Annotated in this window: 19 protein-coding genes, 1 other RNA gene and 2 other annotated features; of the genes, 17 read left to right on the forward strand and 3 right to left on the reverse strand. The window is 36.9% G+C overall.

The window, feature by feature from the left end; translation table 11 throughout:
- The first annotated feature begins 53 nt into the window (after nt 1–53).
- Nucleotides 54–287, forward strand: a binding site (T-box leader).
- Between the two features lie 54 nt (nt 288–341).
- From hisS to MKY09_RS07690, 3 genes are all read left to right on the forward strand, one after another.
- Nucleotides 342–1,619 carry a histidine--tRNA ligase gene (gene hisS / locus MKY09_RS07680; RefSeq protein WP_340883182.1) on the forward strand — a complete coding sequence of 426 codons (1,278 nt, stop codon included), beginning with the start codon at nt 342–344 and terminating at the stop codon, nt 1,617–1,619.
- Nucleotides 1,619–3,391, forward strand: a complete 1,773-nt coding sequence (gene aspS / locus MKY09_RS07685) for an aspartate--tRNA ligase (protein ID WP_340885924.1) — start codon at nt 1,619–1,621, stop codon at nt 3,389–3,391. Before hisS ends, aspS begins: the two co-directional genes overlap by 1 nt.
- A gap of 358 nt (nt 3,392–3,749) precedes the next feature.
- Nucleotides 3,750–4,025 (forward strand): YqhV family protein, encoded by a 276-nt coding sequence (locus tag MKY09_RS07690; protein WP_340883183.1) that lies wholly within the window; start codon nt 3,750–3,752, stop codon nt 4,023–4,025.
- 146 nt (nt 4,026–4,171) lie between these two features.
- Here MKY09_RS07690 and MKY09_RS07695 read toward each other — a convergent pair whose 3' ends face one another.
- Complete coding sequence (locus MKY09_RS07695) at nt 4,172–5,380, reverse strand: MFS transporter (protein WP_340885926.1); 1,209 nt, start codon at nt 5,378–5,380, stop codon at nt 4,172–4,174.
- A 123-nt stretch (nt 5,381–5,503) separates the two neighbouring features.
- A complete protein-coding gene (locus tag MKY09_RS07700) occupies nt 5,504–6,133 on the reverse strand; it encodes a LysE family transporter (protein WP_340883184.1) in 630 nt (209 codons plus the stop codon).
- Between the two features lie 235 nt (nt 6,134–6,368).
- On the opposite strand from MKY09_RS07700, the gene ssrS reads away from it, so the two are divergent.
- The 3 genes from ssrS to MKY09_RS07715 all read left to right on the forward strand — a co-directional run bounded on the left by ssrS (nt 6,369) and on the right by MKY09_RS07715 (nt 8,305).
- A non-coding RNA gene (gene ssrS, locus MKY09_RS07705) (6S RNA) lies at nt 6,369–6,555 on the forward strand.
- 724 nt (nt 6,556–7,279) lie between these two features.
- The gene (locus tag MKY09_RS07710) at nt 7,280–8,041 is read left to right on the forward strand and encodes a tRNA threonylcarbamoyladenosine dehydratase (RefSeq protein ID WP_298470366.1); all 762 of its coding nucleotides are present in this window, start codon (nt 7,280–7,282) and stop codon (nt 8,039–8,041) included.
- Between the two features lie 69 nt (nt 8,042–8,110).
- A complete protein-coding gene (locus tag MKY09_RS07715; protein WP_169358016.1) occupies nt 8,111–8,305 on the forward strand; it encodes a hypothetical protein in 195 nt (64 codons plus the stop codon).
- 77 nt (nt 8,306–8,382) lie between these two features.
- Here the strand turns inward: MKY09_RS07715 and MKY09_RS07720 are convergent, their stop codons facing one another.
- Entirely contained in the window at nt 8,383–9,669 is a 1,287-nt protein-coding gene (locus MKY09_RS07720) for a replication-associated recombination protein A (RefSeq protein WP_342568009.1), read from the reverse strand.
- 486 nt (nt 9,670–10,155) lie between these two features.
- Here MKY09_RS07720 and MKY09_RS07725 point away from each other — a divergent pair, with 486 nt between their 5' ends.
- From MKY09_RS07725 to MKY09_RS07775, 11 genes are all read left to right on the forward strand, one after another.
- A complete protein-coding gene (locus MKY09_RS07725) occupies nt 10,156–10,578 on the forward strand; it encodes an Rrf2 family transcriptional regulator (RefSeq protein ID WP_169358018.1) in 423 nt (140 codons plus the stop codon).
- A gap of 17 nt (nt 10,579–10,595) precedes the next feature.
- A complete protein-coding gene (locus MKY09_RS07730) occupies nt 10,596–11,729 on the forward strand; it encodes a cysteine desulfurase family protein (RefSeq protein ID WP_298470372.1) in 1,134 nt (377 codons plus the stop codon).
- A gap of 18 nt (nt 11,730–11,747) precedes the next feature.
- Nucleotides 11,748–12,863 carry a tRNA 2-thiouridine(34) synthase MnmA gene (gene mnmA, locus MKY09_RS07735; protein ID WP_298470374.1) on the forward strand — a complete coding sequence of 372 codons (1,116 nt, stop codon included), beginning with the start codon at nt 11,748–11,750 and terminating at the stop codon, nt 12,861–12,863.
- Nucleotides 12,864–12,877: 14 nt separating this feature from the next.
- Nucleotides 12,878–13,537 (forward strand): tetratricopeptide repeat protein, encoded by a 660-nt coding sequence (locus MKY09_RS07740; protein ID WP_169358021.1) that lies wholly within the window; start codon nt 12,878–12,880, stop codon nt 13,535–13,537.
- 20 nt (nt 13,538–13,557) lie between these two features.
- Nucleotides 13,558–16,002 carry an ATP-dependent RecD-like DNA helicase gene (locus tag MKY09_RS07745; protein ID WP_342568010.1) on the forward strand — a complete coding sequence of 815 codons (2,445 nt, stop codon included), beginning with the start codon at nt 13,558–13,560 and terminating at the stop codon, nt 16,000–16,002.
- A 37-nt stretch (nt 16,003–16,039) separates the two neighbouring features.
- Nucleotides 16,040–16,256: a binding site (T-box leader), on the forward strand.
- 85 nt (nt 16,257–16,341) lie between these two features.
- Nucleotides 16,342–18,975: an alanine--tRNA ligase gene (gene alaS, locus MKY09_RS07750; RefSeq protein ID WP_342568011.1), complete on the forward strand. Its 2,634-nt coding sequence runs from the start codon at nt 16,342–16,344 to the stop codon at nt 18,973–18,975.
- Between the two features lie 76 nt (nt 18,976–19,051).
- Nucleotides 19,052–19,318, forward strand: a complete 267-nt coding sequence (locus tag MKY09_RS07755; protein WP_053588802.1) for an IreB family regulatory phosphoprotein — start codon at nt 19,052–19,054, stop codon at nt 19,316–19,318.
- Between the two features lie 2 nt (nt 19,319–19,320).
- The gene (gene ruvX, locus MKY09_RS07760) at nt 19,321–19,740 is read left to right on the forward strand and encodes a Holliday junction resolvase RuvX (RefSeq protein ID WP_169358024.1); all 420 of its coding nucleotides are present in this window, start codon (nt 19,321–19,323) and stop codon (nt 19,738–19,740) included.
- A gap of 11 nt (nt 19,741–19,751) precedes the next feature.
- Complete coding sequence (locus MKY09_RS07765) at nt 19,752–20,045, forward strand: DUF1292 domain-containing protein (protein ID WP_251555603.1); 294 nt, start codon at nt 19,752–19,754, stop codon at nt 20,043–20,045.
- 97 nt (nt 20,046–20,142) lie between these two features.
- On the forward strand, nt 20,143–21,261 hold the full coding sequence (mltG, locus tag MKY09_RS07770; RefSeq protein ID WP_298470387.1) for an endolytic transglycosylase MltG: 1,119 nt from the start codon (nt 20,143–20,145) through the stop codon (nt 21,259–21,261).
- 186 nt (nt 21,262–21,447) lie between these two features.
- Nucleotides 21,448–22,080 carry an O-methyltransferase gene (locus MKY09_RS07775; protein ID WP_169358027.1) on the forward strand — a complete coding sequence of 211 codons (633 nt, stop codon included), beginning with the start codon at nt 21,448–21,450 and terminating at the stop codon, nt 22,078–22,080.
- Nucleotides 22,081–22,082 lie beyond the last annotated feature (2 nt).

Here is a 22,082-nt window from a genome sequence, read left to right on the forward strand (position 1 = left end):
AAGGTTGACTTATTTCATTTACGTTATTATGATAAAGTATAATTAAAAATTTAAACAAACCATTGACCGAAAAAGTAACTGTTTATAAGGAATGACAAGAGAGGGAAAGACGTGGCTGCAATCTTTCCTACAGACCCCTACAGTGAACAACATTCGAGAGGTTTTTTGTCGAAAGAGTATTCTTTAGTAGGCAAAAACGGATCTGGCCGTTATCCAGCGTTGAGAGGGTTAATTATATTAACCAACTAGGGTGGAACCGCGGAAGCTTAAAAGCTCTCGTCCCTTGCTATATGCAAGGGATGAGGGCTTTTTTTATTTGTATTTGAAGGGAGTCCAACATAATGGATATTAAATTACCAAGAGGAACACAAGATATTTTGCCATCTGAAACAGCAAAGTGGCAGATAGTAGAAGATTTAATAAGAGACGAGTGTCGTATGTTTCACTACAAAGAGATTAGAACACCTGTCTTTGAGCATACTGAACTATTTACTAGAGGAGTAGGAGATACAACTGATATCGTCCAAAAAGAAATGTACACGTTTCAGGACAGAGGAAATCGATCACTTACGTTAAGACCTGAAGGAACAGCATCAGTTGTACGATCATTTGTAGAACATAAGATGTTCGGATATCCTGATCAGCCAGTAAAGCTATATTACATGGGACCTATGTTCCGCTATGAGCGTCAACAAGCTGGTAGGTATCGTCAATTTGTTCAATTTGGTATGGAGGCAATCGGTAGTGCTGACCCAGCAATCGATGCTGAAGTAATATCTCTAGCTATGTCGATCTATAAAAAAGCTGGTTTAAAAAGCTTGAAACTAGTGATTAACTCACTAGGGGATACAGAAAGCCGAATCGCTCACAGAGAAGCTTTAGTGAACCATTTTGAACCGCATATCGAGGAATTTTGCTCTGATTGCCAAAATAGATTGCAAAAAAATCCACTGCGAATTTTAGACTGTAAGGTAGATCGTAACAATCCTTTGATGGCAAAAGCACCATCTTTAACAGATTTTTTAAATGAAGAATCTGCAGCATATTTTGAAAAAGTAAAACAATACTTAACCACGTTAAATATTGAGTTCGAGGTAGATCCTAATTTAGTACGAGGACTAGACTATTATAATCACACTGCATTTGAAATTATGAGTACTGCTGAGGGATTTGGTGCAATCACTACGCTAGCTGGTGGAGGAAGATATAACGGCTTAGTAGCGGAGCTAGGTGGGCCAGATTCTCCGGGTATCGGTTATGCGATGAGTATTGAAAGACTTCTACTGGCGATGGAGGCAGAAAAAATTGCGTTTCCAGACCATACTTCACTAGATGTTTACCTAGTGGCTATGGGTGAGGAAGCTAAGAAAAAAGTGACGGAGCTTACCTTTGAGCTGCGTCAAAACAAAATTTCTGCTGATATGGACTATTTAGACCGTAAAGTAAAGGCTCAGATGAAATCAGCGGACCGATTAAAAGCAAAAGCAGTGATTGTAATCGGTGAAGATGAACTCGAAAAACAAAGTGTTATGTTGAAAGATTTAACTACCGGGACTCAACAGCTAGTACCATTTACATCCTTAATAGATGAAGTTAAAAAATTAACGGAGGCAAAATAATCATGAACAGAACGCATACAAGTGGACAACTAAACGAACAACATATAGGTGAATCGGTTCAACTAATCGGTTGGGTTCAAAAACGAAGAGATTTGGGCGGACTAATTTTCGTTGATGTGAGAGACCGTACTGGTATTGTGCAAGTTGTATTTAATCCAGAAATTTCAGAAACTGCTCTACAGGTGGCAAATACGTTACGAAACGAATTTATCATTGAAATTAAAGGGAATGTCGTTGCACGTGCAGAAAATCAAATAAACCGCAACATCCCTTCTGGTGCAATTGAGGTTCAAGCAAATGAAATTTCCGTTATCAACGAGGCAAAAAATCCTCCTTTTTCAATTGAAAATCAAACAGACGCAGGGGAAGATGTCCGTTTAAAATATCGTTATCTAGATTTAAGAAGACCAGTGATGTATGACACGTTTAAAATGCGTTCAGATATTACAAAAACAGTTAGACGTTTCTTAGACGATGAAGGATTCCTTGAAGTAGAGACACCAATCTTAACAAAATCTACGCCAGAGGGAGCTCGAGATTACCTAGTACCAAGTCGTGTACATGGAGGAGAGTTTTACGCTTTACCTCAGTCTCCACAATTGTTTAAACAGTTGCTGATGGTTGGAGGATTTGAAAAGTACTATCAAATTGCTCGCTGTTTCCGTGACGAAGATTTACGTGCTGATCGTCAACCAGAATTTACACAAATTGATATGGAAATGAGCTTCCTGTCCATGGATGAAATTCTTGAGATGAATGAGCGCATGATGCAAAAGATCATGAAGGATGTTAAAGAAGTAGATGTTAGCATTCCATTCCCACGAATGGATTATGACGAAGCAATGGCAAGATTCGGATCAGATAAACCAGATGTTCGTTTTGGTTTAGAGTTAACAGATCTTTCAGAGCAAGTGAAGGATAGCTCCTTTAAAGTATTTGCATCTGCAGTAGAAGCTGGCGGCCAGGTTAAAGCTATTAACGTCAAAGGAGCAGCAGATAACTATTCACGTAAAGATATTGATGCCCTTGGAGAATATGCATCTCGTTATGGTGCAAAAGGTCTTGCATGGCTTAAAGTTGACGAGGAAGGCATTAAAGGGCCTATTGCAAAATTCTTTGAAGGTGAAGCGGCAAGTACGCTTATTCAAACTCTAGTTGCTGAAGCAGGAGATTTATTGCTATTTGTAGCTGACAAGAAATCAGTAGTTGCAGATGCACTTGGAGCGTTACGTTTGAAGCTTGGTAAAGATTTAAAGCTAATCGATGAAAGTCGTTATGCTTTCCTATGGGTCGTGAACTGGCCACTATTCGAGTATGATGAAAAAGAAGGACGTTATTACGCAGCCCACCATCCATTTACACGTCCTGCTGACGAAGACCTGCCGTTAATGGAAACTGATCCAAGCCAAGTAAAAGCACAAGCTTATGACCTTGTTTTAAATGGCTATGAGCTAGGTGGCGGATCTCTTCGTATTTATTCAAGAGAAGTACAGGAAAAAATGTTTGAGATTCTTGGATTCTCTGACGAAGAGGCAAAAGCTCAGTTTGGATTCTTAATGGAGGCGTTTGAATATGGTACACCTCCTCACGGTGGAGTAGCATTCGGATTAGACCGTTTAGTTATGCTTCTATCCGGAAGAACAAATCTTCGTGATACAATTGCTTTCCCTAAGACAGCAAGTGCTAGCTGCTTACTGACACAAGCACCAAGTCCAGTAGCAGAAGCACAGCTTGATGAACTACAGTTAAGCTTAAATAAAAAAGAACAATAAATAGTTACCACCTTTTAAGCATGAAATTTATGCTTAAAAGGTGTTTTTTTATTTGTGAGTTTAAATATAGGGGATGGAAGGAAGTTCCTCTTAAAACAGCGGGAATCGCACCTAAAAGTAGAGGAAATGACACCTAAATCACAATGAGGCGCCGCACGTAAGAGGGAGGGAAGTGCAACATAAAGAAGAGAAAGTGATACCTAATAAGTGAAGACACAATTAAAAGTAGAGAAAGTAATACCTAAAACACTCTTCCAAATACTAAAACTAAATAAAAATTGGAAGATAACAAAATCTAACTAAAATAATTTAAGATGAGGTCACATATACTTTTAAGAGATTATACATAATTGGGAGGATGATTGGAGTTATTGAAAAGGCATTACTCTTTATAATTTTATTAAGACTTGCATCTGGTAGCATAGAAATTACTGCAGCCATGTTTATGCTAAAGTTTAATGACTTAGAAAAAGCATTCTATATTAATTCAATGCTTGCACTAGTAGGGCCTTGCATTTTGATCGTTACGACAGGTATAGGTTTAATGGGATTAGCGGATAAAATATCTATGACTCGAATCGTATGCCTATTCGCAGGTATTTTATTAATACTCTTTAGTGTAAATTCAAAATGAGTTTATCAAATTATAAGCTAAAAAAACTAGCACATGTTTCCTTCTCAATAGTGAGAATGGAAGTTGGTGCTAATTTTTTTGAGGATTTATTAAATAACCGATAACTTGAAGGCATTATCGGTTTTATTTTTATATTTAACAATATTTTAAGCGGGCTTTTCATCTTTTTTTTCGATTTCACTAACTTTAACCAGCTTAAAGACAAGAAACGTGAGTATAATTCCTAGAACACCACAGCCTATATAAAAAGGATTGATATAGTTTTTCATGACTAATGATAGGATAGGTGGTCCTGCTGCTACTCCTAAAAAACGAGCAGAGCTGTAAAAGGAAGAAATGGTTCCTCGTTCTTCTTTTTTTATGTTTTCAGTAATAATCGCATCTAAAACAGGAAGGATGGCACCAATTGCGATTCCAAGAATGCTGGAAACGGCGATTAACAAAAAGATGCTGTCTTTTACAAATCCTATAAATACAACACTTGCCGAAGCAACGATGAGTGTAATAATCATTAGACGTTTAATCGTTTTTAATTGTCCCTTGATCTTTCTGCCAGTAATAAAGGATGCAATACATAAGAATAATAAAGGAATGGCTAATACAAACCCTTTTTTAATTCCTTTAATATCATGAATTTTCTCCAATATTTCTGATAGATAAAATAGAACCCCGAAAAGAACGAACATCGCAAATATTCCATTTAAAAATACCGAGGTTAACCACTTACCTTCAGCTTTAAATGTTTCCTTGACCTTGTTTAAGAATTCCTTAAGTTTATCTGGTTCTTCGTTATCTCCTTTAGGAACTTTAACGAAAAATAATATGAGTATGAAGGCGATGGCGCTAAAAATAGAGATAGAGAAAAATGGGAAGAACCATAATACAGCAGCTATAGCTGAACCTAGGATAGGGCTTAAAACTTTACCAAAAGTATTGGATGTCTCAATCAGACCTAAGGTGGAGCTTGTCTTCTCGGGGTCATCTTTAAACAAATCACCTACTAGAGGCAAGACAATCGGCATAGCACCGGCAGCACCCATACCTTGCAAAACCCTACCAATAATGATCATCATGTAAGGACTGTCCATTTTCCAGGAGGCCATTCCAGCTATAAGACCACCGATCAATGCTAAAAGTAAGCAAGGCAATATAATTTTCTTTCTCCCAAATCGATCAGATAAATAGCCAGCGACTGGAATAAGAATGATGGCAGCAATTGAGTAGCTAGTTATAATCATACTTGATTGAAAAGAACTAATATCTACCTTTTTCTCCAGTATTGGAAGCACGGGAATAAGCATGGAGTTCCCCAGTGTCATCACTAATGGAATCGAAGCTATACTAATAATAGTCATCTTGCTTACGATAAGATTTTCATCTTTCTTCCCCAACCTACACACCTCAATTTTTATAGAATAAAGGTATGTTCTCCTATAGGGATTTTTTTATGCATATGTTTATAAGAATTGACTTCTTGTTTAAAATAAAGAATAGTAAGCCTGAATTCCGAAGTATATACCAAAACCTATCATGGAAATAGAAGAGATGATGGATACAGTTTTTAAAAGAGGCGTAGATAGTAATTTTCTAGACCCACTAGAAATAGTAGCCATCGTCAGATCGACAAGTGTAATTCCTAATAAGATAGTAATACTATACAAAATAACCTCAATCCCTGATAAAGATCCACTTGCTCCTCCAACAAGTATGGAACCATAAATTCCAAGCCAAAATAAAATAGTCAAAGGATTCAATAGAGCCATAAGTAACCCAGATAGAAAGGAATGTCTTAACCTTACGACCTTTCGATATTTTGCATCCATAGAAATATTATTTACCGTTAACAAGTTTTCAATCCCTGTGTACATGAGGACAAAAAATCCAAAAGACCAAAGAAACGTTTTCATCATTGGATTGTCAATAAATTGTCCGACACCAAAGTACACCATTAACATGTAGAGAATGTCAGTTGCAATTGCTCCTAAACCAAAAAACCAAGCATGAAAAAACCCATTTTTTATGCCAGTGTTCAGCAAGGTTGCCTTTACAGGGCCGATTGGTGCAGCCAACGATATACCTAATATAAAATAAGTGGTTAGTGAATTCACATAGAGCCCTCCGTTTAAAGTCTTGTCTATGTATATTATTCATAGACAAGGATATCTAGGACTAGTTTTATAGAGTATTTTTATCGACGTTTGTAAGTGTGAAAGAAGGGTAAGGATATGGAAGAAAGGTGTTATATATGATATATCTACTAACCTTCATGATTCTGAATAGTCAAATAATATCATGGTATATTCATTGAAGTTTTAAAAGGGATATGCTATTATACAAGTAATACGAATCCTGATGTGTTCGCGAAACGCCAATCAGTTTTGACCGAACAATTATATCGTCGGGAGTCTGACTTTTATTGTTGATGACATGCCCTCTAGTTAGGGACTTCAAAGACAGTAAAGAGGACACCCACCTGCTCTGTGCGGGTTCAAAACGATAAGCACTATTAGTCGGCACGATTGGGATTCGTCTATTTAAAAAAGTCCCCTGTATTTGCAGGGGACTTTTTTAGTGGAATGAATAATAAATACATTTGCTCTTACAAAACTTGATTATATTTTCATAATTTAAAGCATCTAGATTCCATTATTCTTATAAAAATAAGCTTTGTTAAAGTTATTGGTTGATTTTGACTAACCATTCTTTTTTATAGTGACTGTAAACATAAACAAAGGAACTTTCAAATGGCTATTCAGAACATAAATAGATGACGAAATTGGGTTGGTGTCAGTTTTTCAGCTTCGCTTATGCGAGTAAATTGATTAGCGCTTTATCGATGCTAAATCTGTTCCCATTTATTGATTGGAGCCCAGACGGCGACTCCTACGGGATGAGTGAGACAGATAAGAAATCACGACCACGCGCGTAAGCGATGGGTGATGGCTTATCGCTCACCCCGAGGAAAGCGTCCAGCTGGGGCGAAAAATCAATTCTACTCTCTGATTAAAGATTTCTTTGCATCATAAATCAACTGGAAATTAGAGTTACTCTAATGCAATTTAGCATTTCCTAACGCTATAAAATTAGTGAATTTAGTAAATACTTTATCTGTGTACCATAGTACACTCCATCGTTTATAATAAATTTTCGAGGGTAAAATATTAATAGAATAGTACCCGACTGGAACTAATGTGATAATATTTGAGTAGTGAAAAGATAAAACCAACTAATCTTATATAAATGGAGTGTTTTTTATGTTACATCAATTTTCTAGAAATGAACTTGCGATAGGAAGAGAAGGAGTAGAGCTGTTAAAGAATACAACAGTAGCTATTTTGGGTGTAGGAGGCGTTGGGTCATTTGCCGCGGAAGCATGCGCCCGAAGTGGTGTGGGTAGAATTATTTTAGTAGATAAGGACAATGTGGATATAACAAATATTAATCGTCAATTAGTAGCTTACATGTCTACTGTAGGACGATCAAAGTCTGAGGTAATGAAAGAAAGAATCGCAGACATTAATCCAGATTGTGAAGTAATTGATATGCATATGTTCTATACCGAAGAAACGTATGAACAATTTTTTGATATGAAAATTGATTATGTTATAGATGCATCGGATACAATAATATATAAAATTCATTTGATGAAAGAATGTTTAAAGCGTGGCATTAAAATAATTTCTAGTATGGGAGCTGCCAACAAAACAGATCCAACTAGATTTAAAATTGTTGATATTTCTAAGACACATACCGATCCACTTGCTAAAGTAATCCGTACAAAGTTACGTAAGGAAGATCGGATCACTAAAGGAATTCCAGTTGTATTTTCAGATGAAAGTCCCATTGTAGTAAGAGAAGACGTAGTAGAAACAGTTGGAAAGCCAGATGCTGCTATCCGTAAAGCTAAGATGCCACCATCCTCTAATGCATTTGTGCCCTCTGTCGTTGGCTTAATTTGTGCTAGTTGGGTAATAAATGACATTACAAAAAATATTACAATTAATAGAGTGCAGTAAATAGGTTGCAGTTTTTTTTACATCACTTATACTAAAACTAATCACATTTCAAACGAGGTGGAATCTAAAATGACTGAAACAAAAAATCAGGAAGAGCCAAAGAAAAAAATGACTCTTCAAGAAGCTGTGAAACAAAAGCTAGAAGAAAAGAAAAACCAAGCTGGTGGTGGTAACTTAAAAGGAACTGGTCCAGCAGCTAACCAAAAAATGAAAAGTCAACAAACTAAAAAGGTAAGCAATACACGCAGAAAAATGGGTGTATAATCCTTATAAGCAAAGCAAAACGCTACCGATGTTTTTCGGTAGCGTTTTAAATTTTTATGACTCGTGTTCTTTTGACTTTATTTTTCCTTCTTAAAGTTTTCCAAACGATTATAAATAGCTGCCAATCGCTTTTCTTCTCCAGCATCTATCGGATCATAAAATCTTGTACCGACTAAACTATCTGGAAGATAGGTTTGTTTCACCCAACCGCCGAACGTTCCTATTTTATGATCATGAGGATATACATAGCCCCCATGCCCAAGTTCCTTCGCACCAGCGTAATGAGTATCCTTTAAATGACTTGGAATATCCCCGGTTTTACCTGCGTGGATACTGCTAATCGCCTTATCGAGTGCTACATATGCAGAGTTGGATTTCTCGGATAAGCACATTAAAACTACTGCATTAGCGAGGGGAATACGCGCTTCTGGAAGCCCTAGTCTTTCTGCTGATTGAATTGCTGCTAATACTTGTGGTCCTACTGCAGGATTGGCAAGTCCAATATCCTCATAGCTCATTACCAAAAGTCTTCTACTGACAGCTACCAAATCCCCATTTTCTAAAAGGTGTGCAAGATAATATAAAGCTGCGTCCGTATCACTACCTCTCACTGATTTTTGAAGGGCTGATAATAAGTTATAAAAGTGAGAGCCCTTTTTATCTCCAAATACACCTACGCGATCAATAAGGCTATCCAGCGTAGAATCTTCTACTACGGTAATACCATCTTCTTCAAAGCTTGCAAAAATAGTTGATTCTAATAGAGTCAAAGCCTTACGAGCATCACCATTCGAGGCATCTGCAATCTTTAATCGTTGTTCTTCTGTTATTTTAATAGGGGTTTTACCGAGACCTTTAACGCTATCCTCTAAAGCTCTTTTTAGAAGAACGTCTACATCCTCCGTAGTAAGCCGCTTCAACTGTTTAATCTCTCCACAACGGGAGCGGATCGCTGGATTGACATCATGGAAAGGATTTTCCGTTGTTGCACCGATCAGAATGATAGAACCATTTTCAACATGTGGCAAAAGAGTATCTTGCTGTAGTTTGTTGAATCGATGAATTTCGTCTAAAAATAATATAATCTTTCCACTGATTCTTGCGTCGGCCACAACATCCTCCACGTCTTTCTTCCCAGCTTTAGTTGCATTTAAGGCGACAAAAGGGAGCTTGGTTGTTCCAGCTATGGCAAAAGCCAAAGAGGTTTTGCCTACACCTGGATCTCCGTACAGAAGCATGGAGGGAACATGCCCATTGATAATCATTTTATATAAGGCTGTATTCTTCCCAATTACATGTTGCTGTCCTGCAATTTCATCTATTGTTTGTGGTCTCATTCGATAGGCTAATGGTTCATTTTGCAAAATGAATCTCTCCTTTTTCTATGTATTTATCTAGATTTTTTCTTTTTTGTGGATCAGGGCTATGCCTAAGCGGTGATAAAACTGCACGAACGGAGATAATCGTACAGTGAATGGTGATAAACCCCGCTGAACAGTGAAAAATCTCTCCGAAAGGTGATAAAACCAAGTATTGTAAGAGAAAAGTTATTTTGACTTTAGAATATATTTGGCTATTTCAGTAAATTAAAAGCTTCGGCTAGTTGCATTTTTATTATTTTAACTCAGCCATTTAAGAAACAAATGATTTTTAGTGCTTTAAAACGTACATTTGTTCCTTTATTATATAGAAGATAGGACGAAAAGTCATTTTGAAGTCGTTAGCACTATGAGTTATGCTATACTAGGGAAAGAATTTTTTATACCCTGATGAATATAACATTAAACGCAAAAATTATACTTAAGAATGATTAAATAAGTAATTTGTTAAATTAAAATGAGGTGAAAACGTTGAAATTTTCAACAAAGGGTCGGTATGGACTTACCATCATGGTAGCTTTAGGGAAACAGTATGGAGAAGGTCCACATGCTTTACGACAAATTGCTACGGAGCACTCCTTATCTGAAGCTTACTTAGAACAAATTGTATCACCCTTACGTAATGCTGGCTTAGTAAAAAGTGTTAGAGGAGCGTATGGTGGTTATATGCTATCTAAAGCGCCAAATGAGATAACTGCTGGCGACGTTATTCGTGTATTAGAGGGTCCAATTCAAATTGTAGAAGGTATAGATGAGGAAGCAGCGCCACAGCGCGAGCTTTGGTTAAGAATTCGTGATGCAGTTAAAAATGTGCTTGATACGACAACGATTGAAGATTTGTCCAAATACACTGAAGAAAACCCTGATTTGGAAGGGTACATGTTTTATATATAAGGAGTTAAGAGTTCATTATGAATAGAATATATTTAGATCATGCTGCAACAACACCTATGGCAGAGCAAGTTGTTCATACTTTAGTAGAAGAGATGAATAATGTTTATGGCAATGCATCAAGTATCCATCAAACAGGAAGAATTGCTCGAAAAAAATTAGATGATGCTCGTAGAATATTAGCTCAATCAATTGGAGCACAAGAAATTGAAATAACTATAACAAGTGGTGGGACAGAAGCAGACAACTACGCATTATTTGGTACTGCCTATGCCCGTAAAGCTATAGGTAAACATATTATTACGACACAGATTGAGCATCATGCAATCTTGCATGCATGTCAGCAGCTTGAAAAAGAAGGCTTTGAAATAACATACTTACCGGTTGATGAAACAGGCTTAATCAGTATAGATGACTTGAAAAACGCTTTAAGACAAGATACTATTTTAGTTTCCATTATGTTTGCCAATAACGAGGTAGGAACGATTCAACCTATAAAAGAAATTGGCAACCTATTAAAGGATCATCAAGCATATTTCCACACAGATGCAGTACAAGCATACGGAAGTGTTTCAATTGATGTAAAAGAGACCTATATCGATTTGCTGAGTGTCTCCAGCCATAAAATTAACGGACCAAAAGGGATTGGTTTTCTATATCAAAATAAGGATATTTACCTTAAACCATTATTGTATGGGGGTCAACAGGAGCGCAAAAAACGTGCAGGTACAGAAAATGTTCCGGCAATTGTTGCCTTTGCAAAAGCAGTGGAAATTAAGCAGCAAAACATTGAAAAAAGCAACGAGCATTATCGAACGTTAAGAGATACATTTGTTGAGCAATTACAAACAAATGGAGTAGAGTTTAAAATAAATGGCTCACTAGAAAATTTACTACCTCATGTAGTAAATGTAAGTATCCCCAAAACAGATGTGGAGACTTTTCTCGTACAGTTAGATTTAGCTGGGATTGATGCGTCAAGTGGTTCTGCTTGTACCGCTGGCTCCATTGACCCTTCGCACGTCCTAGTAGCGATGTATGGTGAAAAAACACCTGAACTGAGAAATTCAGTGCGATTCAGTTTTGGATTAAACAATACAAAAGAAGAAGCAATAGAAGCGGCCAATAAAATAAGTAAAATTATTCTTGGATAACTGAAAAGAGTGAGTTAAATGATGAAGAAAAAAGAAGATACAAGAGTAGTAGTAGGTATGTCTGGAGGAGTTGATTCCTCCGTAGCTGCTTATCTGCTAAAAGAGCAAGGTTACGATGTAATCGGTATATTTATGAAAAACTGGGATGACACCGACGAAAACGGTGTATGTACAGCAACAGAGGATTACGAAGATGTTATAAAGGTTTGTAATCAAATTGGTATCCCTTATTATGCCGTTAACTTTGAAAAACAGTATTGGGATAAAGTATTTTCATACTTTTTAGAAGAATACAAGGCGGGCAGAACGCCAAACCCTGATGTAATGTGTAACAAGGAAATTAAATTTAAAGCATTTTTAGAGTATGCATTGGCACTTGGAGCTGATTATCTTGCAACAGGACATTATGCACAAGTAGAAGTTAAAGAAGGCCAAACGAGAATGCTGCGTGGTAAGGACAATAACAAAGACCAAACCTATTTCTTAAATCAACTTAACCAAGAGCAATTAGAAAAGGTTATGTTTCCAATCGGTCATTTAGAGAAGAAAAAAGTCCGTGAGATAGCATTAGAACAAGGTCTAGCAACTGCAACTAAGAAAGACTCTACTGGTATTTGCTTTATAGGTGAAAGAAACTTTAAAGAATTTTTAAGTCAGTACTTACCAGCTAAGCAAGGTACTATGGAAACAATGGACGGTCAAGTAATGGGCAAACATGATGGCTTAATGTATTACACAATTGGACAACGCCATGGTTTAGGTATTGGTGGAGCTGGAGACCCTTGGTTTGTTATCGGAAAAGACCTAGCAAGAAATGTTTTATTAGTCGGTCAGAATATTAATAATGACGCCTTGTTCTCTACGAGTCTTACAGCTACTGATTTATCATTTACAACTACGCTAGACAAACCATCTTCCTTTACGTGTACAGCGAAATTCCGCTATCGTCAGGAAGATGTCGGAGTTCACGTAGAGCTACTGTCTGAAAATCGTGTTCGTGTAGTATTTGATCAGCCAGTTCGCGCTATCACTCCAGGACAAGCAGTTGTTTTCTATCAAGGAGATGAGTGTCTTGGTGGAGCGACGATAGACGAGGTTTTTAAAGATGGACTTAAATTGGATTACGTTGGTTAATGGAGGTATTGGATTTGAATTACAATGAACTAGGGATACAAGCAATACAAGAAGAAAATTATGAAAAAGCAGCAGAATGGTTTAACAAAGCAATTGAAGAAAACCCAGAAGAATCAATCGGATTTATCAACTTTGGAAACCTACTAGCTTCTATGAATGAAAATGAACGTGCAGAACGCTTTTTTCAAAAGGCGATCACATTAGACGAAAAAGCTGCAACAGCCTTTTATAGCCTAGCTAATTTGTATTATAATACAGAGCGCTTTGAAGAAGCAGCAAAGCTTTATGAAAAAGCAATTACAAATGGTATTGAAGGTCCAGATGCTTATTTCATGCTAGGAAAAAGCTTTCAGAAGATTGATCAAACGAAGCTTGCACTTCCATATCTTCAAAGAGCTTACGAATTAGACGAGACACAAGATATTCAGATTAAATTAACGTATGGTATCGCTCTGGCAAGCCTTGAAATGTTCGATGTGGCAGAACCAATTTTTAAGGAAATATTAGAGCTAGACCCAGAAAACGCGGATGCCCATTACAACATGGGAGTTTTATATGCAGTGTCTACATCTGACACAGAAAGCGCTCTTAAACATTTAAAAGCAGCTTTTACAATACAACCAAACTATGATCAAGCTAGATATGTATACGATATGATTTCACTACGCAATTAGGAAGTTAGGAGACGATTGAAATGACAAATGAAATAAATAACGAAAAACAATTTATATCAGGTCGACCAATCGTCTCTATCTTTCATAATCCACAAAATCTATTCTCCATTATTAAACTAAAGATAAAATCCACTAATACTACATACACAGATAAAGAAATAATTGTTACAGGTTATTTCCCCCAGTTAGTTTTAGAAGAAGCGTATAAATTTACAGGTGTTATTAAAAATCACCCAAAGTATGGGATACAGTTTCAAGTCGAAACGTTCCAAAAGGAGGTCCCAGCAACAGAGACAGGGATTGTTCATTATCTATCTAGTGATATGTTTCCTGGGATAGGTAGGAAGACAGCGGAGCTTATTGTTAAAAAACTAGGAGAAAATGCGATTAATCGAATTTTAGATGATCCAGCGTCTCTAGATATTATTCCAAAGCTAGGTGAAGATAAAAAACAAACTATTAGAGCCACATTAGAACAAAATTTAGGATTAGAAAAAGTGATGATTCAGTTAAACGAGTGGGGTTTTGGTCCCCAAGTTGCCATGAAAATCTATCAGGCATATAGAGAAGAAACAATTGCTAAGTTAACAGAAAACCCATATCGTTTAATAGAAGATGTAGAGGGGGTTGGTTTTGTACGTGCCGACGAGTTAGGTTATAAGCTCGGGATAAAAGGAAATCATCCGGATCGTATAAAAGCAGCGATATACCATTTACTTCAAACTTCTTCACTTAGTGAGGGTCATGTCTTTCAATATGCTGAGCAGCTTTTAGAAGACGTTAAAAGAATGCTTGAAAATGCACAAAGAGAAGAAATCTCTTACGAGTCAATAACACAATGTTGTATAGAGCTAGCTGAGGAAAGTAGGATTGTTGGTGAGGTAAATAAATTTTATATCCCATCTCTATACTTTTCAGAGGTAGGAATCAGCTCCAAGGTAGAAACTTTACTAATGGATAAAGATATTCACCAATTTCCTTTAAAAGAAATTAAGAAGCATTTAGGTCCTTTAGAAAAGCGTCTTGGCGTTAAATATGCCAATACACAAATCAAGGCTATTGAAACAGCTCTTAATTCGAATATTACCTTATTAACGGGAGGACCTGGGACGGGAAAAACAACCGTTGTACGAGGAATTGTAGAACTATACTCTGAACTGCACGGGCTGTCCTTAGATCCAAAGGAATGGGCGAAGGAGCAAAAGCCCTTTCCAATTGTTCTGGCTGCACCTACCGGTAGAGCAGCTAAGCGATTAAGTGAATCTACAGATCTGCCTGCAATGACCATTCATAGATTACTTGGCTTTAATGGCCAAGAGGACACCGATACAGAAGGTAAAGAAATTGAAGGAAGGCTAGTTATTATTGATGAGACCTCTATGCTAGATACTTGGCTAGGTCATCAGCTTTTAAAAGCTATCCCTAAGGATGCTCAGGTTATTTTTGTTGGTGACCAAGACCAGCTCCCGCCTGTTGGTCCAGGTCAGGTATTAAAGGACTTACTGGCATCTAAAAGAATTCCAACAGTAGAACTGGTTGATATTTATCGACAATCAGAGGGATCCTCCATTATAGAATTAGCACATGAAATGAAACAAGGAAGTGTACCTGCTACACTTACCGCTAAAACAAAAGATCGATCCTTTATCAAGGCAACGACTGAACAAATCCCTAAAGTAGTAGAACAAGTGTTAAAGGCGGCATTGTCTAAAGGTCAATCCATTCGAGAGATACAAGTGCTAGCTCCTATGTATAGAGGGCCTGCTGGAATAGATGCGTTAAATAAAATGATTCAAGAGATGGTCAATCCGAATACCGATGGAACACGTAAGGAAATGACCTTTGGAGATACAATTTATCGGATAGGCGATAAAGTACTTCAGCTAGTAAATCAACCGGAAAGTAACGTTTTTAATGGTGATATGGGGGAAGTTGTTGCTATTTTTAGAGCCAATGAAACGGTTGAGAAGAAAGAGATGCTTGTTGTCTCTTTTGATGGCAATGAAGTTACGTATGAAAAGAATGACTTAAATCAAATTACTCTAGCGTATTGTTGCTCCGTTCATAAATCACAGGGTAGTGAGTTCCAAACAGTCATTATGCCTGTTACGAGAAGCTATATGAAAATGCTTAGACGTAACTTGCTTTACACTGGAATTACTCGTGCTAAAAATTTCTTAATTCTTTGTGGAGATCCAGAGGTATTTAAATTTGGCGTTGAACGAACAGATGACTTGCAGCGTTTAACTACATTAAAAGAACGTTTAGCAGATGAAGTAAAAGAAGAAATAGAGACAAAATCTACATCATCTGTATCTACAGAAAAAAGTAGTACTGAAGTGACGTTGTCTGTTGAGGCGGATGAAGTGGACTCAACATATTTGTCAGCAGATAATTATCATTTAATCGATCCTCTTATAGGTATGAAGGGTATTACCCCATATGAGTTCTTAGATACCGATTGACATAGTACAAATTGTTAATTATAATCAAAATTGCATATAAAACATGATGACGGAGAAAGTACTGTTGTTACCTGAAGAGAGAAGGATTCCTTTGGCTGAAAGAATCCCCAGCGTATAACAATTAGGAAAGCTACTCCTGAGTGCAGCTAATACCTGCCGTAAATCTGCGTTAAGGATTCTTAAGAGACATAATAAGGTTGTATTTTATTATGTAACTAGGGTGGTACCGCGAAATAATAGCTTTCGTCCCTTTTTGGGATGAAGGCTTTTTTTATTTTATTTTGCATAGCGTCAAATCTTTTGTTAAAGAGGAATAATATTATTAGGAGGAATGAAAAAATGAAACATTTAACTGGTGCACAAATTAGACAAATGTATTTAGACTTTTTTATAGAAAAAGGTCACTCACAAGAACCATCTGCTCCACTTGTACCGATTAATGACGCTTCACTTCTTTGGATCAATAGTGGAGTTGCTACGTTAAAAAAATATTTTGATGGACGTGTAATTCCAGAAAATCCAAGAATCACAAATGCACAAAAATCTATTCGTACAAATGATATTGAAAATGTAGGAAAGACAGCTAGACATCATACGTTCTTTGAAATGCTAGGAAACTTCTCAATCGGTGAATATTTTAAAAAAGAAGCAATTCATTGGGCTTGGGAGTTTTTGACTGATGAAAAGTGGATGGGCTTTGAACCTGAAAAGCTATCTATTACCATTCATCCAGAAGATGAAGAGGCATATGTTATCTGGAAGGATGAAATTGGTATTCCAGAAGAGCGTATTATTCGTTTAGAAGGAAACTTCTGGGATATTGGAGAAGGACCGAGTGGACCTAACTCAGAAATTTTCTATGACCGTGGTGAAACCTATGGTAATGATGTAAATGATCCAGAACTTTATCCAGGTGGAGAAAATGATCGATATTTAGAAATCTGGAACTTAGTTTTCTCTGAGTTTAACCATAATCCAGATCACACATATACACCATTACCAAAGCAAAACATCGATACTGGAATGGGCTTGGAGCGTATGGCTAGTGTTGTACAAAATGTTCCAACTAACTTTGATACAGACCTATTCATGCCGATTATCGAGCAAACTGAAACAATTGCAGGTAAGAAGTATCGCCAAAACAAGGAGAATGACGTAGCTTTCAAAGTAATTGCTGACCATATTCGTACCGTTGCATTTGCTATTGGAGATGGGGCTTTACCTTCCAATGAAGGACGCGGCTATGTACTGAGAAGACTTCTTCGCAGAGCTGTCCGTTTTGCAAAACAACTAGGTATCGATCAGCCTTTTTTATTTGAGCTTGTACCTGTAGTAGGGGAAATCATGAAGGATTTCTATCCAGAAGTTACAGAGAAAAAAGACTTCATCATGCGTGTTATTAAAACAGAGGAAGAAAGATTCCATGAAACACTACACGATGGGCTTAGCATTTTAGAAAAAGTAATTGAGGAGCAACGTTCAAAAGGCGAGTCATTTATACCTGGAACAACGACTTTTACACTTTATGACACATACGGCTTCCCGATTGAGTTAACAGAGGAATATGCAGAAGAAGCAAATATGACAGTTGATCATAAGGGCTTTAAAGCTGAAATGGAAGCTCAACGTTCTAGAGCACGTGCTGCTCGTCAGAATGTAGATTCTATGCAGGTGCAATCTGCTGTTTTTAGTAACTTACAAGATGAAAGTGAGTTTGTTGGCTACGATACGCTAAGTGTCACTACAAAGGTTACCTCTATTGTACTTGGGCAAGAATTAGTTAAATCTGCTCAAGAAGGCGATGAAGTGAAAATTATTTTAACCCAGACACCTTTCTATGCGGAAAGTGGGGGTCAAATAGCAGATCATGGAACAATTGAAAATGATAATTTCCGTGGGTTTGTAAAGGATGTTCAAAAAGCTCCAAATGGTCAAAATCTACACACTGTTATTATTGAGTCTGGAGAAATGACGGTTGGGGCTGACATAGTAGCTACAGTAGATCAAACATTAAGAGGTCACACTATAAAAAATCACTCGGCAACACATATTCTACATCAAGCTTTAAAAGACGTTCTAGGAACACATGTAAACCAAGCTGGCTCATATGTTGGACCAGATCGCTTACGTTTTGACTTTTCTCATTTTGGGCAAGTAACGAAAGAAGAGCTAGAAACAATTGAGCGTATAGTTAATGAGAAGGTGTGGGATAATATCCCGGTAGTAACTGGATATCACAATATTGAAGAGGCAAAAAATATGGGTGCCATGGCTCTTTTCGGAGAAAAATATGGAGATATTGTGAGAGTAGTTCAAATGGGAGCTTATTCATTAGAGCTTTGCGGTGGAGTGCATGTGAAAAACACGTCCGAGATAGGCTACTTTAAAATCCTTTCTGAAGGCGGTATCGGTGCAGGAACACGTCGTATTGAAGCAGTTACTGGAAAAGGTGCATTTGAGGTTATTAAAGAGGAAGAAATGCTTCTTACGGAAGCTGCTTCACTAGTAAAAGCTCAACCAAAGGATTTAGTTATGAAGGTTTCTCAATTGTTAGGTGAATTGAAAAACATTCAAAGAGAAAATGAATCATTATCTGCTAAAATCGCTAATAGTCAGGCATCTTCCGTTTTATCATCAGCTCAAACTATTAATGGCATTACGGTGCTCTCTGTAAAAGTAGAGGCTAAGGATAATAATCAGCTAAGACAAATGATGGATGATTTAAAACAAAAAATGGATAATGCTGTCATAGTTTTAGGCGCAGTAGACGAGGAAAAAGTAATGATTTCTGCTGGAGTGACTAAGGATTTAGTAGGTGGGAACTACCATGCTGGAAATATTGTCAAACTAGTCGCTGAACAATGTGGAGGTAAAGGTGGGGGCCGTCCGGACTTTGCCATGGCTGGGGCTAAAGACGCAAGTAAGCTAGAGCTTGCACTTAACTCCGTTTACGAATACATCAAATCAGTTTAAACTATTTCAAAAATAGGGTATACTTAACAAATAACTAAGCAAACATTATTACCAATTTGAAAGCGAGGTGCTGATCATGAGTTCATTTGATAAAACAATGAAATTCAATTTCCCAGAGGAATCGATGGAACAAGAAGTCAAACATGTGATGCTTCAGGTTCACTCTGCATTAGAGGAAAAAGGATATAACTCTATAAATCAAATTGTTGGCTATTTACTTTCTGGTGATCCAGCTTATATTCCTCGCCATCAAGATGCTCGAAATATGATCCGTAAATTAGAACGAGATGAAATTTTAGAGGAGCTAGTTAAGTTCTATATTAAAAAGAATAATGAGGCGTAATTATGAGAATAATGGGTTTAGATGTCGGTTCTCGCACCGTGGGCATTGCAATAAGTGATGCCCTCGGTTGGACAGCCCAGGGAATTGAAACGATCAAAATTAACGAAGATGCACAAGAATTTGGGATGGAACGAATTGATGAATTGGTAAAACAACATCAAGTGAGTGAGTTCGTTGTAGGCTTTCCTAAAAACATGAATAATTCTATCGGACCGCGTGCAGAAGCTTCGGAACAATTTGCCAAGCTGTTAACTGACAAATATAACTTTCCAGTAACATTATGGGATGAAAGATTGACAACTATGGCTGCAGAACGTATGTTAATAGATGCGGATGTTAGTCGTAAAAAACGCAAGCTAGTTATTGACAAAATGGCTGCTGTAATGATTTTACAAGGATATCTTGATAGAAAAAACAGATGAGGTGACCACAAATGGACCACGGACAAGAAAATATCACAATCGTTGATGACAACGGAAATGAACAGCTTTGTAACGTATTATTTACATTTGAATCAGATGAATTCGGTAAATCATATGTACTTTACTACCCTATCGGTGCTGAAGAAGATGAGAACGAAGAAATAGAAATTCATGCTTCTTCTTTCACTCCAAATGAAAACGGAGAAGATGGAGATTTACATCCAATCGAGACAGATGCTGAATGGGATATGATCGAAGAAATGTTAAACACATTTTTAGATGAAACAGAAGAAGACGAAGACTAATTCAAATCTAAAAAGGGTGGACTGAGTATTCTCATTCCATCCTTTTTCTTTTTGTGAAGCATCATGTATAATAAGGGAGAATAAAGGGGGAAAGCCCGTGGAAAACAAATCAAAAAAAGAGATCATGTTTGATCAGATGAAAAACAAAAAAAAAGAAGTAAAACTTGTTAGAAAAATAGTAATGATAATAGCATTGGTTCTCTTGATCATTATTGCTATAGCTGGATTCACTGGTTATAACTATGTGAAAGGGGCTCTTGAACCAATGGATCCCGACTCTACTGAGAAAGTGACTGTTGAAATTCCAATTGGCTCAGGTATCGATAGCATATCTTCGACTCTTGAAAAAAATGGAATAATTAAAAATGCAAAGATTTTTAAATACTATGTTAAGTTTAATAACCAATCTGATTTTCAAGCAGGTACATATGATTTGTCTAAGGATATGACTTTAGATGAAATTATCGAAAGTCTTAAAACTGGTAAAATTTATAGGGAACCACTACTAACCTTAACCATTCCAGAAGGATTGACTCTAGAGCAAATTGGAGATGTAGTGGAGAAGAAGACTGGAAATTCTTCCAAGGAATTCTTTGAACTAGTTACGAACGCTGAATTTGTTGATCGCATGATGAGTAAGTACCCTACATTGTTAACAGAAGAAATCAAAGGGGAAAATATCCGTTACGCATTAGAGGGTTATTTATATCCATCGACATATCCATTTTACGAGGAAAATCCGACAAATGAAGAAATAGCAGAAATGTTATTGGCTCAAACGGACAAAGCATTGGCACCTTATTATGAATTGCTACAAGCAGAAGAAAAGTCTGTTCATTGGCTTTTAACCTTTGCTTCCTTATTGGAAGAAGAGGCAACTGCTCAAACAGACCGTGAAAAGATAGCTAGCGTCTTTTTCAACCGTTTAGAAATTGATATGCCATTACAAACCGACCCGACTGTACTTTATGCTTTAGGAAGCCATAAAGATCGTGTATTATTTGAGGACTTAGAAATTGATAATCCATATAATACTTACCAAAACAAAGGATTACCACCAGGTCCGATTGCAAATGCAGGGAAAATGTCCATAGAGGCAACTTTAGATCCTGAAAAGACAGAATACTTCTATTTCCTAGCTGATAAAGAAGGAAAAAATCATTTTTCTAAAACATATGATGAACATCTTCAAAAAATAGACGAACATTTAAAATAATTAGCATGCAGGAGAAGGAAGGTTATCGCTTTCCTTCTCCTGCTATGTTATTATAAGATGGGTTTTTTACGTATCAGGTTATATTTGTCTGTTGATTATCCTTGTACTTAGGAGTAGAATTTCGGGAAGCAGAGATATCTCCAGTTTACATAACGAAATAACCTTGCATCTAAAAGGAGTTAAGCTATGAACATCAGTGAAGATTTTATGAAAAATCTAATTAAGCCAAGAGAACCTATCTTTATTGAAATGGAGAGCTATGCAAAAGAAAACCATGTACCAATTATGCAACTGTCGGGAATGGAAGTATTGCTACAGTTACTCTCTTTACAGAAGCCAACCTCTATTTTAGAACTTGGAACAGCAATCGGTTATTCTTCTATGCGCATGGCCGACAAACTAGATGCTTCTATTGTCACAGTAGAGCGTGATGAGCAAAAAGCGATGTTAGCTAAGGAATATATTAACCGAGCCAACTTGGAGGAACGCATCAGAGTCATTATTGGAGACGCCTTAGAGTTAGACGAGGATACTTTGAATAATCAAAGATTTGATGCTATTTTTATTGATGCTGCAAAAGGACAATATAAAAAATTCTTTGAAAAGTACGCACCTTTGTTAAACGATAGGGGCGTTATTTACTGTGATAATATATTGTTAAACGGTCTCTCCGAGCTTCCAATAGAAGAGGTTCCAAGAAGGAAAAGAACCATGGTGCGAAACCAGCATCAGTTTATGGAATGGTTAATGCAGCATCCAGACTATGACACAGCATTCTTTTCTGTGGGAGACGGAATGCTAGTAAGTATAAAGAGGTGACA

This window comes from Psychrobacillus sp. FSL K6-4046 (genome assembly GCF_038624605.1).
In the GTDB taxonomy this organism is placed as follows: domain Bacteria; phylum Bacillota; class Bacilli; order Bacillales_A; family Planococcaceae; genus Psychrobacillus.

Excerpts from the sequence above, each read along its gene's own strand:
- MKY09_RS07765 (WP_251555603.1), top strand. The coding sequence starts at position 19,752 with ATGGACCACGGACAAGAAAATATCACAATCGTTGATGACAACGGAAAT.
- hisS (WP_340883182.1), top strand. The coding sequence starts at position 342 with ATGGATATTAAATTACCAAGAGGAACACAAGATATTTTGCCATCTGAA.
- MKY09_RS07775 (WP_169358027.1), top strand. The coding sequence starts at position 21,448 with ATGAACATCAGTGAAGATTTTATGAAAAATCTAATTAAGCCAAGAGAA.
- MKY09_RS07695 (WP_340885926.1), bottom strand. The coding sequence starts at position 5,380 with ATGACTATTATTAGTATAGCTTCGATTCCATTAGTGATGACACTGGGG.
- MKY09_RS07710 (WP_298470366.1), top strand. The coding sequence starts at position 7,280 with ATGTTACATCAATTTTCTAGAAATGAACTTGCGATAGGAAGAGAAGGA.
- ruvX (WP_169358024.1), top strand. The coding sequence starts at position 19,321 with ATGAGAATAATGGGTTTAGATGTCGGTTCTCGCACCGTGGGCATTGCA.
- MKY09_RS07730 (WP_298470372.1), top strand. The coding sequence starts at position 10,596 with ATGAATAGAATATATTTAGATCATGCTGCAACAACACCTATGGCAGAG.
- MKY09_RS07745 (WP_342568010.1), top strand. The coding sequence starts at position 13,558 with ATGACAAATGAAATAAATAACGAAAAACAATTTATATCAGGTCGACCA.
- MKY09_RS07715 (WP_169358016.1), top strand. The coding sequence starts at position 8,111 with ATGACTGAAACAAAAAATCAGGAAGAGCCAAAGAAAAAAATGACTCTT.
- MKY09_RS07755 (WP_053588802.1), top strand. The coding sequence starts at position 19,052 with ATGAGTTCATTTGATAAAACAATGAAATTCAATTTCCCAGAGGAATCG.
- MKY09_RS07690 (WP_340883183.1), top strand. The coding sequence starts at position 3,750 with ATGATTGGAGTTATTGAAAAGGCATTACTCTTTATAATTTTATTAAGA.
- mnmA (WP_298470374.1), top strand. The coding sequence starts at position 11,748 with ATGATGAAGAAAAAAGAAGATACAAGAGTAGTAGTAGGTATGTCTGGA.
- alaS (WP_342568011.1), top strand. The coding sequence starts at position 16,342 with ATGAAACATTTAACTGGTGCACAAATTAGACAAATGTATTTAGACTTT.